Origin of the sequence: Arthrobacter sp. ISL-69, assembly GCF_018613775.1 — a bacterium.
Lineage (GTDB): Bacteria > Actinomycetota > Actinomycetes > Actinomycetales > Micrococcaceae > Arthrobacter.
On the sequence record NZ_JAGGPO010000019.1, the window covers coordinates 148,817 to 163,370 of the forward strand.

Annotated in this window: 11 protein-coding genes; all 11 read left to right on the forward strand. The window is 65.2% G+C overall.

Annotated features, from left to right (window positions below):
- Positions 1-121: 121 nt before the first annotated feature.
- Positions 122-1,648 carry an ABC transporter substrate-binding protein gene (locus tag J7I79_RS15390; protein ID WP_214954585.1) on the forward strand — a complete coding sequence of 509 codons (1,527 nt, stop codon included), beginning with the start codon at positions 122-124 and terminating at the stop codon, positions 1,646-1,648.
- 6 nt (positions 1,649-1,654) lie between these two features.
- Positions 1,655-2,596, forward strand: coding sequence for an ABC transporter permease (locus J7I79_RS15395; RefSeq protein WP_214954587.1), 942 nt, complete (start codon positions 1,655-1,657; stop codon positions 2,594-2,596).
- Positions 2,593-4,449, forward strand: a complete 1,857-nt coding sequence (locus J7I79_RS15400) for a dipeptide/oligopeptide/nickel ABC transporter permease/ATP-binding protein (protein WP_214954589.1) — start codon at positions 2,593-2,595, stop codon at positions 4,447-4,449. Before J7I79_RS15395 ends, J7I79_RS15400 begins: the two co-directional genes overlap by 4 nt.
- The gene (locus J7I79_RS15405) at positions 4,446-5,321 is read left to right on the forward strand and encodes an ATP-binding cassette domain-containing protein (protein ID WP_214954597.1); all 876 of its coding nucleotides are present in this window, start codon (positions 4,446-4,448) and stop codon (positions 5,319-5,321) included. The genes J7I79_RS15400 and J7I79_RS15405 overlap by 4 nt, the downstream gene beginning before the upstream one ends.
- A gap of 48 nt (positions 5,322-5,369) precedes the next feature.
- Positions 5,370-6,230 (forward strand): sugar phosphate isomerase/epimerase, encoded by an 861-nt coding sequence (locus J7I79_RS15410; protein WP_311380591.1) that lies wholly within the window; start codon positions 5,370-5,372, stop codon positions 6,228-6,230.
- 41 nt (positions 6,231-6,271) lie between these two features.
- Positions 6,272-7,438 (forward strand): Gfo/Idh/MocA family protein, encoded by a 1,167-nt coding sequence (locus J7I79_RS15415; RefSeq protein WP_214954599.1) that lies wholly within the window; start codon positions 6,272-6,274, stop codon positions 7,436-7,438.
- Positions 7,439-7,598: 160 nt separating this feature from the next.
- Positions 7,599-8,660 carry a LacI family DNA-binding transcriptional regulator gene (locus tag J7I79_RS15420; RefSeq protein ID WP_214954601.1) on the forward strand — a complete coding sequence of 354 codons (1,062 nt, stop codon included), beginning with the start codon at positions 7,599-7,601 and terminating at the stop codon, positions 8,658-8,660.
- A gap of 84 nt (positions 8,661-8,744) precedes the next feature.
- A complete protein-coding gene (gene uxaC, locus J7I79_RS15425; RefSeq protein WP_214954603.1) occupies positions 8,745-10,151 on the forward strand; it encodes a glucuronate isomerase in 1,407 nt (468 codons plus the stop codon).
- Complete coding sequence (locus J7I79_RS15430) at positions 10,148-11,581, forward strand: mannitol dehydrogenase family protein (protein ID WP_214954605.1); 1,434 nt, start codon at positions 10,148-10,150, stop codon at positions 11,579-11,581. Before uxaC ends, J7I79_RS15430 begins: the two co-directional genes overlap by 4 nt.
- Positions 11,582-11,844: 263 nt before the next feature.
- Positions 11,845-13,278 (forward strand): glucuronide transporter, encoded by a 1,434-nt coding sequence (gene uidB / locus J7I79_RS15435; RefSeq protein ID WP_251042840.1) that lies wholly within the window; start codon positions 11,845-11,847, stop codon positions 13,276-13,278.
- A 33-nt stretch (positions 13,279-13,311) separates the two neighbouring features.
- Complete coding sequence (manD, locus tag J7I79_RS15440) at positions 13,312-14,541, forward strand: D-mannonate dehydratase ManD (RefSeq protein WP_214954607.1); 1,230 nt, start codon at positions 13,312-13,314, stop codon at positions 14,539-14,541.
- Positions 14,542-14,554: the final 13 nt, after the last annotated feature.

A 14,554-nucleotide genomic window follows, 5' to 3' on the forward strand; every position in this document is an offset into this window, starting at 1 on the left:
TGACAATCGGTTGCCAAAGCGGGCAACAGTGCGTACGCTGAATCCCACAAGGCCAGTGTGGTCCACGCCACACTTGCTGCATTCCGTAAGTCTCACGTTCCACGGACACTAGGAGCCAACAATGAAGTTAGGTCCCAAGGCGGCAGCTGCCGCCATCATCGTCAGCGCGGCGCTTGCGCTGACCGGTTGCGGCGGCGGCGCCGGAGCGGGCACAAACGCCGGCGCTGCTCCAACATCACTCACCTTGGGCACCCTCCGCGACATCACTTCCTGGGATCCTGCCCAGGCCCACGTCGGCCATGCCCTGCAGCCGTACCAGGCAGCGTATGACACCCTGATCCTGCGGGAGCCCGACGGCAAGCTCAGCCCCATGCTGGCCACGGCATGGAAGTACAACGATACCAACACCAAGCTCACCGTGGACCTCCGGACCGACGTCACGTTCAGTGATGGCGCCAAGTTCGACGCCACAGCAGCCAAGGCCAACCTGGACCACTTCAAGAAGGCGAACGGTCCCCAGATGGCCCAGCTGGGGTCTGTATCCACCATCGCCGTGGTGGACGCGGACACCATCGACATCAACCTCAGTGCAGCAGAGCCCGCGCTGGAGTACTTCTTGAGCCAGGCAGCTGGCCTGATGGGAAGCCCCGCAGCACTGGGCACTGACGCCATCAAAACCGTACCGGTGGGCTCCGGCCCGTACGTGATGGACAAGGCGGCCTCAGTGAAGGACTCCCAGACGGTCTTCACAGCCCGCGACGGCTACTGGAACAAGGACCTGCAGAAGTACAAGAAGCTGACCCTGAAGATCCTTACCGATCCCACGGCACGTACCAATGCCCTCGTTTCCGGCCAGGTTGACGCCACACTCCTGGACCCCAAAAGCGGTAAGCAGGCCGAGGGCGCCAAGATGAAGCTTGAAGCGAACCAGGTTGACTGGTCCGGCTTGCTCCTCCTGGACCGGGATGGCACCAAGAACCCGGCCCTGGCCAACGTCAAGGTCCGTCAGGCAATCAACCACGCATTCGACCGCAAGACCATCCTGGAACAGGTCATGCTCGGCCAGGGAACTCCCACCTCCCAGCCGTTTGGCAAGGACAGCGGTGCCTGGACGGAAGAGCTCGAAAACTACTACAGCTACGATCCCGCCAAGGCCAAGCAACTCCTCAAGGAATCCGGCTTCGAAGGCAACGTGACTATCGACGTCCCCACCCTTCCGGGAGCTGAAACGCTCATCTCGGTTCTCCAGCAGCAGCTCGCCGACGTCGGAATCACGCTGAAGCCGGGCGCCGCGATCACCAACACCTACACCGCGGACGTCGCAGCGCAGAAATACCACGCACTGTTCTTCAACCTCTTCCAGGGTGAGCCCACGGTAGCGATCGACCAGATCGTCTCCACCAAGGCCCTCTACAACCCGTTCAAGAACACCACCCCGGAGCTGGAAGCCAAGATCCAGGCTGTACGCACAGGTGGCGAGGACGCCGGCAAGCTGGCCCAGGACGTCAACAAGTACGTGGTGGAACAGGCGTGGTTCGCGCCGCTGTTCCGTGTGAACCAGATGTACTACCACAACGACAAAGTGACCGTCACCCCGCAGGCACAGCAGGCCGTTCCGTCCATCTACAACTACTCGCCCGCCAAGTAGGACCCCATGATCAAGTTCATTGCGAAAAGGCTGGGCAGCGGGCTGGTGGTGTTGTTCGTAGTCTCGGCACTCACCTTCACTTTGCTGTACACCTCCAGCGGCAGCATTGCCCGGAACATCCTGGGTGACCAGGCAACTCCGGAGCAGGTTGCCCTGAAGGAACAGGAGCTGGGACTCGATCAGCCCCTCGTGACCCGTTACTTCGCCTGGTTGGGCGACGCCCTCTCAGGAAACCTTGGAGCTTCGTGGTTCACCTCGGAACCGGTGGCCAGCTCCCTCGCTACGCGTATCCCGGTGACCATGACGATGGTTTTCACCGCAATGATCCTGATCGCCATCTGCGCAGCACTGATCGGTGTTGCCGCAGCCGTCAAGCGCGGCTGGGTGGACAGGGTGGTCCAGGTGGGCGCGATCGTTGGCGACTCCATCCCGGGGTACGTGATCGGCGTGTTGCTCGTGACCATCCTGGCCATCCAGCTGGGCTTCTTCCCGGCCACCAGCACCATCTCTCCTGAGGTGGGTCCAGAGGCCTGGGTCTATTCGATGACTCTTCCGGTCATTGCACTGCTCATGAACGGCGTGACTGGCGGAGCGCAGCAAATCCGCAGCGCCGTGATCAAGCAGCTCGAGCGCGACTACGTCAGGACACTCCGCAGCCGGGGCATCGGAGAGCGGGAAATCCTCTTCAAGCACGTGCTGCGCAGCGCGGCACCGGCAGGCCTGACCGTCTTGAGCCTGCAGCTGATCGGCATGCTGGGCGGCGTGGTGATCATCGAGCAGATCTTCGCTCTTCCAGGAATGGGACCGCTTGCGGTCACCGCCACCGGCCAGTCCGATCTTCCGGTGGTCATGGGAGTGGTCATGTACACCGTGGTGGTGGTCATCGTGGTGAACCTCCTGGTGGACATCCTCAATGGTTGGCTCAACCCGAAAGTGCGTGTGTCATGAGCGATTCCGTAGAAACAGCGGCGGTAGCCGCACCAGTGGCCACCGGCCAGAGCGGCACAGTAGTCCGTTCCACCGTGATGCGCCGCCTCATCAGGAACCCGATGGGCATCGCCTCGCTGGTGATCCTGGGATCCATCGCCTTGCTGGCCATCTTCGCCCCCGTCCTGGCCCCGTTCGAGGAGAACTTCGCGAACATCACCAAGACCCTGGCACCTGCAGACTCGGTGAACATCCTGGGCACGGACAGCGCCGGACGCGACACCTGGAGCCGCCTGCTCTTCGGTGCACAGCTCACGCTGTTGTCCGCACTCCTGTGCGCCGGTGTTGCCATCGCCATCGGCCTCCCGGCCGGCCTGATCGCCGGCTACTACGCCGGGAAGTTCGAGGCCGTCTCCAACTGGGTGGTCAGCATCCTCATGAGCCTGCCGGGCCTGATCGTGCTGCTCACCATCCGCGCGGCGTTCGGACCCTCGGTCTGGATTTCGATGATGGCCTTCGGCGTCCTCATCAGCCCGTCCTACTTCCGTCTGACCCGTACCGCGGTCCAGTCTGTACGCAATGAGCTCTACGTCGACGCCGCCCGGGTTTCCGGGCTCTCCGACTGGAGCATCATCGCCCGCCACATCTTCTCCGTGGTCCGCGCACCCATCATCATTCAGACCGCAGCCATTGCCGGCGTGGCCATCGCCATCCAGTCCGGACTCGAGTTCCTTGGACTCGGCGATCCCACCAAGGCAACCTGGGGCGTGATGCTCTCCGAAGGCTTCAAGAACGTCTACCTGACCCCAACGCTGCTCTTCTGGCCCGCCCTTGCCATGGCGCTCACCATCGGCGGCCTGGTGCTGCTCGGCAACGCCATCCGCGACGCGTTGGAAGACGGCGAAAAGATCAAGCACCGCAAGAAAAGGGCCGCGTCTTCGGCCACGGGAGCGAGCCCGACGGCGGGACCCGCCGCGGCGCGCCCGTCGCGTAAGGCTGTGGCCGCCGTCGATGCCGGAACCGAGCACCACCTCGTAAAGGTGACCAATCTCGGCGTCGGCTACCCGCAGGCCGACGGCTCCATCAAGAAGGTGGTGGACGATGTGTCCTTCCACGTGGACCGGGGTGAGATCCTGGGCATCGTGGGTGAATCCGGTTCGGGGAAGTCCCAGACGGCGTTCTCCATCCTCGGCCTGCTGCCGGACAATGCCCGCATTGTGGGCGGCGCCATCCAGTTCGATGGCAACTACACCGTGGCCCCGGGCGACGAACGCGTCAACCAGGCGCGGCTGTCCAAGCTGCGGGGCAAGCGGATCTCCTATATTCCGCAGGAGCCCATGAGCAACCTGGACCCCGCCTTCACCATCGGCTACCAGCTGGTCACGCCCATGGTGCGGGTCCTGGGGATCTCCAAGGAGGAGGCCCGCAGGCGGGCGCTGAAGCTGCTGACCGACGTCGGGATCGCCAGCCCGGAACGGACGTTCAGCGCGTACCCGCACGAAGTCTCCGGGGGCATGGCCCAGCGTGTGCTGATCGCCGGGGCCATCAGCTGCGAACCGGACCTGGTGATCGCCGATGAGCCCACCACCGCCTTGGATGTCACGGTGCAGGCCGACGTGCTGGACCTGCTGCGCGAGCTCCAGCAGCGCCTGAACATCGGCGTCGTCCTGGTGACGCACAACTTCGGCGTGGTGGCGGACCTCTGCGACCGCGTGGCGGTGATGCAGAACGGCCGGCTCGTGGAGGAAGGATCCGTCCGCGACATCCTCCGGAACCCGAAAGAGCAGTACACCCGGACTCTTCTGGCCTCGATGCTCGAAGGCAAAACCCCCATGTCCATGCTTGTATCCAGCCAGAAGGAGCCGGTCGCATGAGCACCACGGAAAGCGCACCGCTTCTGACAGTGGACAACCTCGTTGTGGAATACCCCAGCAAGAAGTTCCGGGCCAAGCCCTTCAGGGCCCTGACGGACATCAACATCTCCATCGGCCAGGGCGAGACCCTTGGCCTGGTGGGGGAGTCCGGCTCCGGCAAGACCACGCTGGGCCGCGCGGTCCTCGGCCTCGCCCCGGTCACGGCCGGCAAAGTCACCTTCGAAGGCAAGGACATCAGCCACGCCACTCGCAGGCAGCGGCGAACCCTGAGCCGCGACCTCCAGGTGGTTTTCCAGGATCCGTACACCTCGCTCAACCCCGCCCTGGAGATCGGTGACATCCTCGCCGAGCCCCTCGGCGTGCAGGGCATGGAGCAGAATGCCGCCAAGAAGCGCGTCAAGGAACTCCTGGACCAGGTAGGTCTGCCCTCGGATGCCATCCACCGCCTGCCGCGCGAGTTCAGCGGCGGCCAGCGCCAGCGCGTGGCCATCGCCCGTGCCCTGGCCCTCTCGCCCAAGCTGATCGTCTGCGACGAGCCCGTCAGCGCATTGGACCTCTCCACCCAGGCCCGGGTCCTTGACCTGTTCCTGCAGATCCAAAAGGACACGGGTGTTTCGTACCTGTTCGTCTCCCACGACCTTGACGTCGTGCGGCACATCAGCCACCGTGTGGCCGTGATGTACCACGGCGAAATCGTCGAACAGGGACCGGCCGAGATCGTTACCCGCGACCCCGAGCACCCTTACACGCAGCGCCTCCTGCTGGCGTCCCCGGTACCCGATCCGGACCGGCAGGAACAGCGCCGGGCGGATCGTCACCGACTGCTGGAAAGCCAGCGCCATCAGATTGAACAGGCCGGAGCCCTCGCCTGAGGGTAGGCGCAGGATTTAACACACAAGCTACAACAACGGAGGAATAACGTGGCCAAAATAGGCGTGCAGGCGATGATGCTGAAGGACAGCTTCGCGGAGATCGGTGCGTTTGAAACGCTCCGCAAGGTAAGCGCGATCGGTTACAACGCCGTCGAAATTTCCCAGATCCCGATGACACCGGAGAACGTGGCCGAACTGGACCGCTCCCGTTCGGAGCTGGGCATGGACATCGCGGCGTTGTCCGTCGCGATGGAAGCCCCCAAGGGCCGCCCCGGCGATTCGCTCCAGGACCACTTCGACAAGATCGTGGACGAGGCGAAGCGCCTGGACTCAAAGCTCCTGCGGATTGGCATGCTGCCGTTCCCGGCAATGAAGTCGATCGGTGCAGTCGTTGACTTCGCGAAGCAGGCCAACGAATACGCCGAACGCCTGCAGGAACAAGGCCTCGGCCTGTACTACCACAACCACCACATCGAGTTCGCGAAGTTCGACGGCAAATACATGCTGGACATCATCGCCGAGAACTCCCCGGCCATGGGCATGGAAATCGACGTGCACTGGGTACAGCGCGGAGGCCTCGACCCCGTCCGGACCCTGGAAAAGTACGCCGGGCGCACCGCCATGGTGCACCTGAAGGACTACCGGATCGGCCAGATGCCGCAATCAGCTTTCGGACTGCTGGATTCAGGCGACTTCATGGGATTCATGGCGGAGTTCAAGAACGTGGTCCAGTTCGCCGAAGTGGGCGAAGGCAACCTGGACTTTCCCTCGATCATCCCTGCGGCGCAGGCAGCCGGAGCAGAATACATGCTGGTGGAACAGGATGAACTGTACGGCCGCAGCGTCTGGGATGCGCTGCAGACCTCCCACGACAACCTGGTGGCCATGGGCCACGCCGACCTCTTCTAAGACTTCCCAGACTCAGCACCAACGAATACGGAGATTCAACAATGACCAAGAAAGTACGCCTCGGCATTATCGGCCTGGGCCAGCAGGGCGGAGCCTACGCCAGGTTCATCGCGGAGGGCATGGTTCCCAACATGGAGATCGGCGCCATCTGCGACGTCGATCCCGCGAAGAAGGAACTGGCCTCGGCCACGTACCCGGAAGTTCCCTTCTACGACGACTACATCGCCATGCTGGAAAGCGGCGACGTGGACGCCGTCGTCACCTGCGTTCCGCACTTCCTGCACCCCGAGATGGGCATTGAGACCCTCAAGCGCAACATCCACGCGCTCGTGGAGAAGCCGGCCGGCGTCTACACCAAGCAGGTCAAGGAGCTCAACGAGTTTGCCGCGGGCAAGCCCGAGCTGTCCTTCGCGATCATGTTCAACCAGCGCAACAACCCGCTGTACCGGAAACTCAAGGAAATCGTCGAGAACGGCGAGATCGGTGCCATCCGCCGCAGCAACTGGATCATCACCAACTGGTGGCGTCCGCAGGGCTACTACAACTCCAGCGAATGGCGCGCCACGTGGGGCGGCGAAGGCGGCGGCGTCCTGGTCAATCAGGCACCGCACCAGCTGGACCTGTGGCAGTGGATCTGCGGCGTTCCGAAGTCCGTCTACTCCAAGGTTGCGTACGGCTTCCGCCGCGACATCGCCGTGGAGGATGAAGTCACAGCTGTTGTGGACTACGGCAACGGCGCCACCGGTGTCTTTGTCACCGCCACCCACGACCTCGTGGGAACCGACCGCTTCGAGATCCTGGGCGACCAGGGGAAGATCGTCGTCGAAAACTCCAAGACTGCCACCGTCACCCGCCTGAAGAAGCCCGAGCGTGAACTCAGCGACGCCATGGATATGGACGATGTCCGCAAACTCTTTATGGGCGAGCTGAACCCCGAGCAGTACTACACCACCGAAGTCATCGAATTCGAGTCTGTCTGGGGCGGCCAGCACGCCGGCGTCCTGGAGAACTTCGCGGCCAACATCCTGGACGGCACCCCGCTGCTGGCCCCGGGATCGGACGGCATCAACGGCGTCCGCCTGGCCAACGCCATCCACCTCTCCAGCTGGACCGGCACGGAAGTCGAGTTGGACTTCGACGAGGATGTATTCCTTGCCGAGCTGAACAAGCGCATCGCGGACGAAGGCAAGTTCCCCGAGCGCTCCTAGCCCACCCGCGGCACCCCCGCCCGGTAGCTCACCCGCGGCAGCCCCGCCCGGCAACCGCTGGCCATCTCTAGCCCAACTGGGTCGCAGTTAATGTCGTTATGGGCGCTCATAACGACATTAACTGCGACCCAGTTGGGTTGTTTCCTCGTAGGATGGGGCGGTGACTGAACCCAAGACGCCGGAAGTTGCCGCAACAACAGCGCCGGCCAAAAAGCACGCCCGGGACGGCAAGCCCAACGCCACCATTTACGACATTGCCAAGGTTGCCGGCGTCAACCCGTCCACGGTGTCCCGCGCGCTCAGCAAACCGGGCCGGGTCAGCGCCAAGACGCAGAAACTCATCGAGGATGCCGCCGCCGAACTGAACTACCAGGTCAACCCGTTTGCGCGCGCCCTTCCCACCGGGCGCACCAACACGTTCGGGCTGATCGTCGCGGACATCACCAACCCCACCTTCTTCGACATCATCCGCGGAGCGGAAACCACCGCCACCCTGCGGGACTACACCCTGGTCCTTGCCGAATCCGCCGAGTCCGCCGTCACCGAGCTGACCGCCGCCCGCCGGATGATGGCCACCGTGGACGGCCTGATCTTTGCCAGCCCGCGCATGGACGACGACGACATCCGCGCCCTTGCCCGCGACAAACCCGTGGTGGTCATCAACCGCGAGGTCGACGGCGTGCCGTGCGTGGTTCCCGACGTGAACAAGGGCATCAGCGAGGCTGTCCGCAGCCTGGCGGCCAACGGGCACCACAAGGTCGCCTTTGTTGCCGGGCCGCCGCAGTCCTGGATGTCCGCCCGCCGCTGGGAGGGCGTGCAGGCCGCCTGCGAATGGTCCCGGATCGAGGCCGTGCGGCTGGAATCCACCAAGCCCACGGTCGACGGCGGCCGGCAGGTGGCGCGTGACGTCCGCGCCAGCGGTGCCACGGCGGTGCTGACGTACAACGACCTCCTGGCCATCGGGCTCATGCAGGAACTCCAGGCCGCGGGCATGGTGGTTCCGGACCAGATCAGCATCGTGGGCTTCGACGACATCTTCGGGGCGGATTTCACCACGCCGCCGCTCACCACCGTGCGATCGCCGCTGGGGGAGTGCGGCTCGGGCGCTGCCGCACTGCTGCTTGACCTCCTGCACGGCACGGGGGAGCCAGCCGGAACGCTGCGCGTCGAAACGGAGCTGGTGCTGCGGGGTTCGAGCGGACGGCTCCTGCCCGCGGGCTAGCTTTACCTGAGGCGCCCCGCAGCTAAGATGGCAATTTATGGCAACCGGTTGACAAGTGGTGGCTGCAGACCCGACCATTGAGCTATGTCACAGTCGATTGCAGCCAACCCAGACCGGCTCCTGCCCGCGGATCCCGGAACGCGCAGCATTGCGCGCGACCTCCTGCAGCGCGTCCAGGACCTGCCCATCATTTCCCCGCACGGGCACGTTGACGCCGCAGTCATCGAGCACAACACCCCCTTCCCGGACCCGGCAGCGCTGCTGGTCAGCCCGGACCACTACGTCACCCGGCTGATCCACGCCAGCGGGGTCCCGCTGGACCGGCTGCGCGGCTCGAACACCGCGGAACCGGACTCCCGCACCGTCTGGCGCGAGTTCTGCCAGGCCTGGCCGCTGTTCGAGGGCACCGCCTCCGGCTACTGGCTCCGCACCCAGTTCGACAGCGTCTTCGGCCTCCAGCAGGAGATCAGCGCCGAAACTGCCGATGCCAGCTACGATGCCATTTCGGCCAAGCTGCTGGAGCCCGGCTTTCGGCCCCGCCAGCTCTTCAAGGACTTCAACATCGAGGTGCTGGCCACCACGGACGACCCCCTGGACAGCCTCGCCAGTCACAAGGCGATCGCCGAGGACCCCACGTTCCACGGACGCGTCCTGCCCACCTTCCGCCCGGACGCCTACCTGAACATCGCGCACCCCACCTGGTCCGCGAACGTTGACCGGCTTATCGCGGCAGCGGGCGACGGCGCCACCGGCTATGCCGGGTACATCACCGCCCTGGAAAACCGGCGTCGTTATTTCGTGGACCACGGCGCAGTCTCCGCTGACCACGGCGTCCGCACTCCCGCAACGCTGAAGCTCGACGCCGGCGATGCGGCGAAGCTATTCGACCGAGCCCGCTCGGGCCAGTCCACGGCCCAGGACCGCGAAGACTTCGAAGCCCACATGATGTACCAGATGGCGCGGATGTCCGTGGAGGACGGCCTGGTGATGACCATCCACCCGGGGTCGTACCGCAACCACCACGAACCCACCTTCAACGCCTACGGCGCCGACACGGGCCACGACATCCCGTTCGCCGTCAACTACACCGAGGCGATCCGTCCGCTGCTGCAGGACTTCGGCACCGCCAAGGACTTCCACCTGGTGCTCTTCACCCTGGACGAGACCGTGTTCTCCCGCGAACTCGCTCCGCTGGCAGGCTTCTACCCGTCCGTGTACCTCGGCGCCCCTTGGTGGTTCCTGGACGCACCGGACGCCATGCTGCGCTTCCGCTCGGCCGTCACCGAGACCGCAGGCTTCTCCCGCTCGTCCGGTTTCATCGACGACACCCGCGCCTTCTGCTCCATTCCGGCACGGCACGACGCGTCCCGCCGGATCGAGGCCTCCTTCCTGGCCAGGCTCGTGGCCGAGCACCGCGTCAGCGAGGACCGCGCCCATGAACTGATCGTCGACCTCGTCGACGGCTCGCCCCGAAGGGTGTTCAAGCTGTGAGCATCGAAGTGCAGCCTGAGGCGCAATCCGCCGTCGACCTTCCCCAACTCAACCGCCGCCTGAACCCGTCCGCCAAGGCGCCGGTGCGGATCGTCCACCTGGGGCTGGGCGCCTTCCACCGCTCGCACCAGGCCTGGTTCACGCACCAGGCGTCCGACGCCGCGGACTGGGGCATCGCCGCCTTCACCGGCCGCCGCCCCGACGCCGCGCTGGCCCTGGCGGAACAGGACGGGCTGTTCACCGTGGTGGAACGCGCCGACGGCGGGGACTCGTTCACCGTGGTCAGCAGCATCGTGGAGGCTGCGGACGGCGCGGATGTCCAGCGGCTGGCGGAGCTGGTTGCCGCTCCCGCCACCGCCGTCGTCACCCTGACCATCACCGAAGCGGCGTACCGGCTCGTCGCCGACGGGCACCTCGACCGGACCGCGTCCGACGTCGTTGCCGACCTCGCGGTGCTGGCATCCGGCAGCGGAAATCCGACGACGCCGCTGGGCCGGCTTGTGCTGGCCCTCGCCGCGCGCCGGGCTGCCGGGGCGGGGCCGCTCGCCGTCGTCTGCTGTGACAACCTCTCCAACAACGGCACCGTGGCGCACAACGCAGTGGCAGGCATGGCCGGGGCGTGGGACGCCGGCCTGGCCGATTGGATCGACGCCAACATCAGCTTCGTCAGCACCTCGGTGGACCGCATCACTCCGCGGACAACCGACGCGGACATTGCCGCCGTCCAGGCCGCGTGCGGCTACCGCGACAATTCGCCCGTGGTGGCCGAACCCTTTTCCAACTGGGTGCTCAGCGGGGACTTCCCGGCCGGCCGGCCGCGCTGGGAAGACGCCGGTGCCGTGTTCGTGGCAGACATCGAGCCGTACGAGAACCGCAAGCTCTGGCTCCTGAACGGCGCGCACTCGCTGCTTGCCTACGCCGGCCAGCTCCGCGGCCACACCACCGTGGCCCAGGCCTTGGCGGACCCGCTGTGCCTGCAGGCCGTAGAAAGGTTCTGCGACGAGGCGGAAGCCAACCTTTCCGGGCCGGACGGAAATGCTGCGGACCTGCAGATCCCGGCCTACCGGGCCGCCCTGCTGGCACGCTTCAGCAACGCCCGGATTGCCCACCACCTCGCCCAGATCGCCATGGACGGCAGCACCAAGCTCCGGATGCGCGCCGTTCCGGTGCTGCAGGCCGAGCGTGACGCGGGCAGGTCCGGCGCGGCCGCCGCGCTTATGATCGCCGCCTGGATGGACTACAGCGCCGCCGCCGCCAAGTTCCAGGATCCCCTGGTTGACCAGGTTGCCGCAGCCAACCGGCTCAGGGGTACGGAGCGGATCCGTGCCCTGCTGGGCCTGGTGGATCGGGCGCTGGCCGGGGACGCCGCCGTCGTGGAGCTGATTGAAGACATGTGCGGAACGTTCGGGGAGCTGGCTGTCTCCCCGTAGCGTCCTCCGTACGTGCGCTGCTGCCCGGCCCCTTGGATCAAGGGGAGCCGGGCATAAGTGTTTAATGAACTTTCAACAAAATTATGGCAACCGCTTGCCAAATGATTGCCAAGTGATTAGGATTACAACAAGAGCCAAAACCGGCATCCCGGGAATCGCACCCGCCGGAGGCCAAGGACTTTTCACAGCATCACCACCCCAAGCATTTTCACAATTTTTTCGCCGGCTCCACGGGGGCGGCACCGGGTAAAGGAGCCCAAATCATGAAAAAGCTGAGCAAGCTAAGCATCGTCGGCTACGGCGCCGGGGATGCAGCCAACAATCTCGCCTTCACCACCGCCACCATGTTCCTTCTCGTCTACTACACGGATGTTGCAGGAATCTCGGCCGCCGCGGCGGGTACCCTGCTGCTGGTCGTCCGGATCTTTGACGCGTTCGCCGATGTCTTTGCCGGCCGCATGGTGGACCGCGCCTTCAGCAAGCGCTTCGGGAAGTTCCGTCCGTTCATCATGTTCGGTTCCATCCCGCTGCTGCTCCTGAGCGTTGCAACCTTCTCCGTCCCGCAGCTGGGCGAGTCCGGTACCCTGCTCTACGCCTACGTCACCTACGCGGCCCTTGGCCTGGCCTACAGCCTGGTCAACATTCCGTACGGCTCCCTCGCCGGCGCCATGACCCAGGAGCCAGGGGAGCGCGCCAAGCTGGGATCGGCCCGCATGGTCGGAGGCCTGCTGGTGGGTTCGGCCCTCGGCATCTTCGTAGCCCCGCTCATTAAGCCGGGCGCTGACTTGCAGGCAACCTTCACCACCATCACGCTGGTATTCGTGGCGATCGGTGCCGCCCTCTACTTCTTCACCGTCATGACCGCCAAGGAACGCGTCCACCGCGCCGTCCCCAACGTCTCGGTCAAGCAGAGCATGGACACGCTCAAGGGCAACAAGCCCCTCCTGATGCTGTGCATCAGCTCCTTCTTCTTCCTTTCGGGCTACCTGGCGCTGACGTCGGTGCAGCTGTACTACCTGCGCGACGTCCTGGGGCGCCTTGACCTGTACCCGGTCCTGTCCATCATCCAGCTGGTGTTCACTTTCGTGCTGGCCGCGTTCATGCCCAGGCTGGTCCGCTCCATCGGCAAGAAGCGCGTCTACATCTACTCGTCGCTGCTCACCGTCACCGGCGGCGCCATCATTTTCTTCACTCCGGCCAGCCAGGTCTGGATGGGCTTCACCGGCCTGGTGATCAGCCTCCTCGGTGTCCTCGCCGTCAACATCGTGGTGTGGGCACTGGAAGCCGACACCGTGGAATACGGCGAATGGAAGACCGGCGTCCGCACCGAGGGCATCACCTACGCGCTGTTCTCCTTCACCCGCAAAACCGGCCAGGCCGTGGGCGGAGCGCTCGCCGCATACGCCCTGGCATTGGGCGGCTACAAGTCCGGCGCCGTGCAGACTGCGGACGCCGTGTTCGGAATCCAGCTCGCCGCCGGCGCCATCCCGGCCGTGCTGACCATCCTGGCCGTGCTGGTCATGTCCAAGTACAAGCTGACGGACGCCATGCACGCCGAGATCCTGGCCGAGATCCGGGCCCGCCGCGTGGACGGCGAGCACAGTGATCCCGGAACTGAACCGTCCGCCGGGGCCGAACCGTCCCGCGCCGCCGAGGCCACTGCGGCCGCCAAGCCGTTCGCCGCTACCTCCAACTAAGCCCCGACCCAGCCCCGCTCGAAAGGAATAGCTGTGAAAATCATTGCCGCGGAAGTCTTCGTGACAAGCCCGTCCCGTAACTTCGTGACCCTCCGGATCACCACGGAGGACGGCGTGACCGGCATCGGTGACGCCACCCTGAACGGCCGCGAGCTCGCCGTCGCCGCGTACCTCAAGGAACACGTCGCGCAGCTGCTGATCGGCAAGGACCCGCACCGGATAGAGGACACCTGGCAGTTCCTGTACCGCAGCTCGTACTGGCGCCGCGGCCCGGTGACCATGGCAGCGATCGCCGCGGTGGACATGGCGCTCTGGGACATCAAGGGCAAGATCGCCGGGATGCCGGTCTACCAGCTCCTCGGCGGGGCATCCCGCAACGGCCTGCGCGCCTACGGCCACGCCTCCGGCGCGGACATCCCCTCCCTGTTCGACTCGGTCCGCGAGCACCTGGAACTCGGCTACAAGTCCGTCCGCATCCAGACCGCCGTCCCGGGCATCAAGGCCGTCTACGGCGTCGCCGCCCAGGCCCAGGCCTCCGGTGAACGCTACGACTATGAGCCCGCGGGGCGCGGCGCGTTCCCGGTGGAGGAGGACTGGGACACCCGGGCCTACCTGCGCCACCTGCCGTCCGTGTTCGAGGCCGTCCGGAACGAGTTCGGCCCGGAGCTGCCGCTGCTGCACGACGGCCACCACCGCATGACCCCGATCCAGGCCGCCAAGCTCGGCAAGGCCCTGGAACCCTATGACCTGTTCTGGCTCGAGGACTGCACCCCGGCCGAAAACCAGGAAGCGCTGCGTCTGGTCCGCCAGCACACCACCACGCCATTGGCCATCGGTGAAATCTTCAACACCGTGTACGACTACCAGACCATCATCAAGGAACAGCTGATCGACTACGTCCGGGCAGCCTCCACGCACTTCGGCGGGATCTCCCCGCTGAAGAAGGTCATGGACTTCGCCGCGCAGTACCAGATCAAGTCGGGCTTCCACGGGCCCACCGATATCTCCCCGGTGGGCTTCGCCGCGCAGCTGCATGTGGGCCTTGCCATCCACAACTACGGCATCCAAGAATACATGCAGCACTCGGACGCCACCAACACGGTGTTCGAGCAGTCCATGACATTCGTGGACGGCTACCTGCACCCGGGCGACAAGCCCGGCATCGGCGTCGAATTCAACGAAGAGGCCGCCGCCGCGTACCCGTACCAGCAGGCCTACCTGCCGTACAACCGGCTGGTGGACGGCACCGTCCATGACTGGTGACAAGGAACCCCTG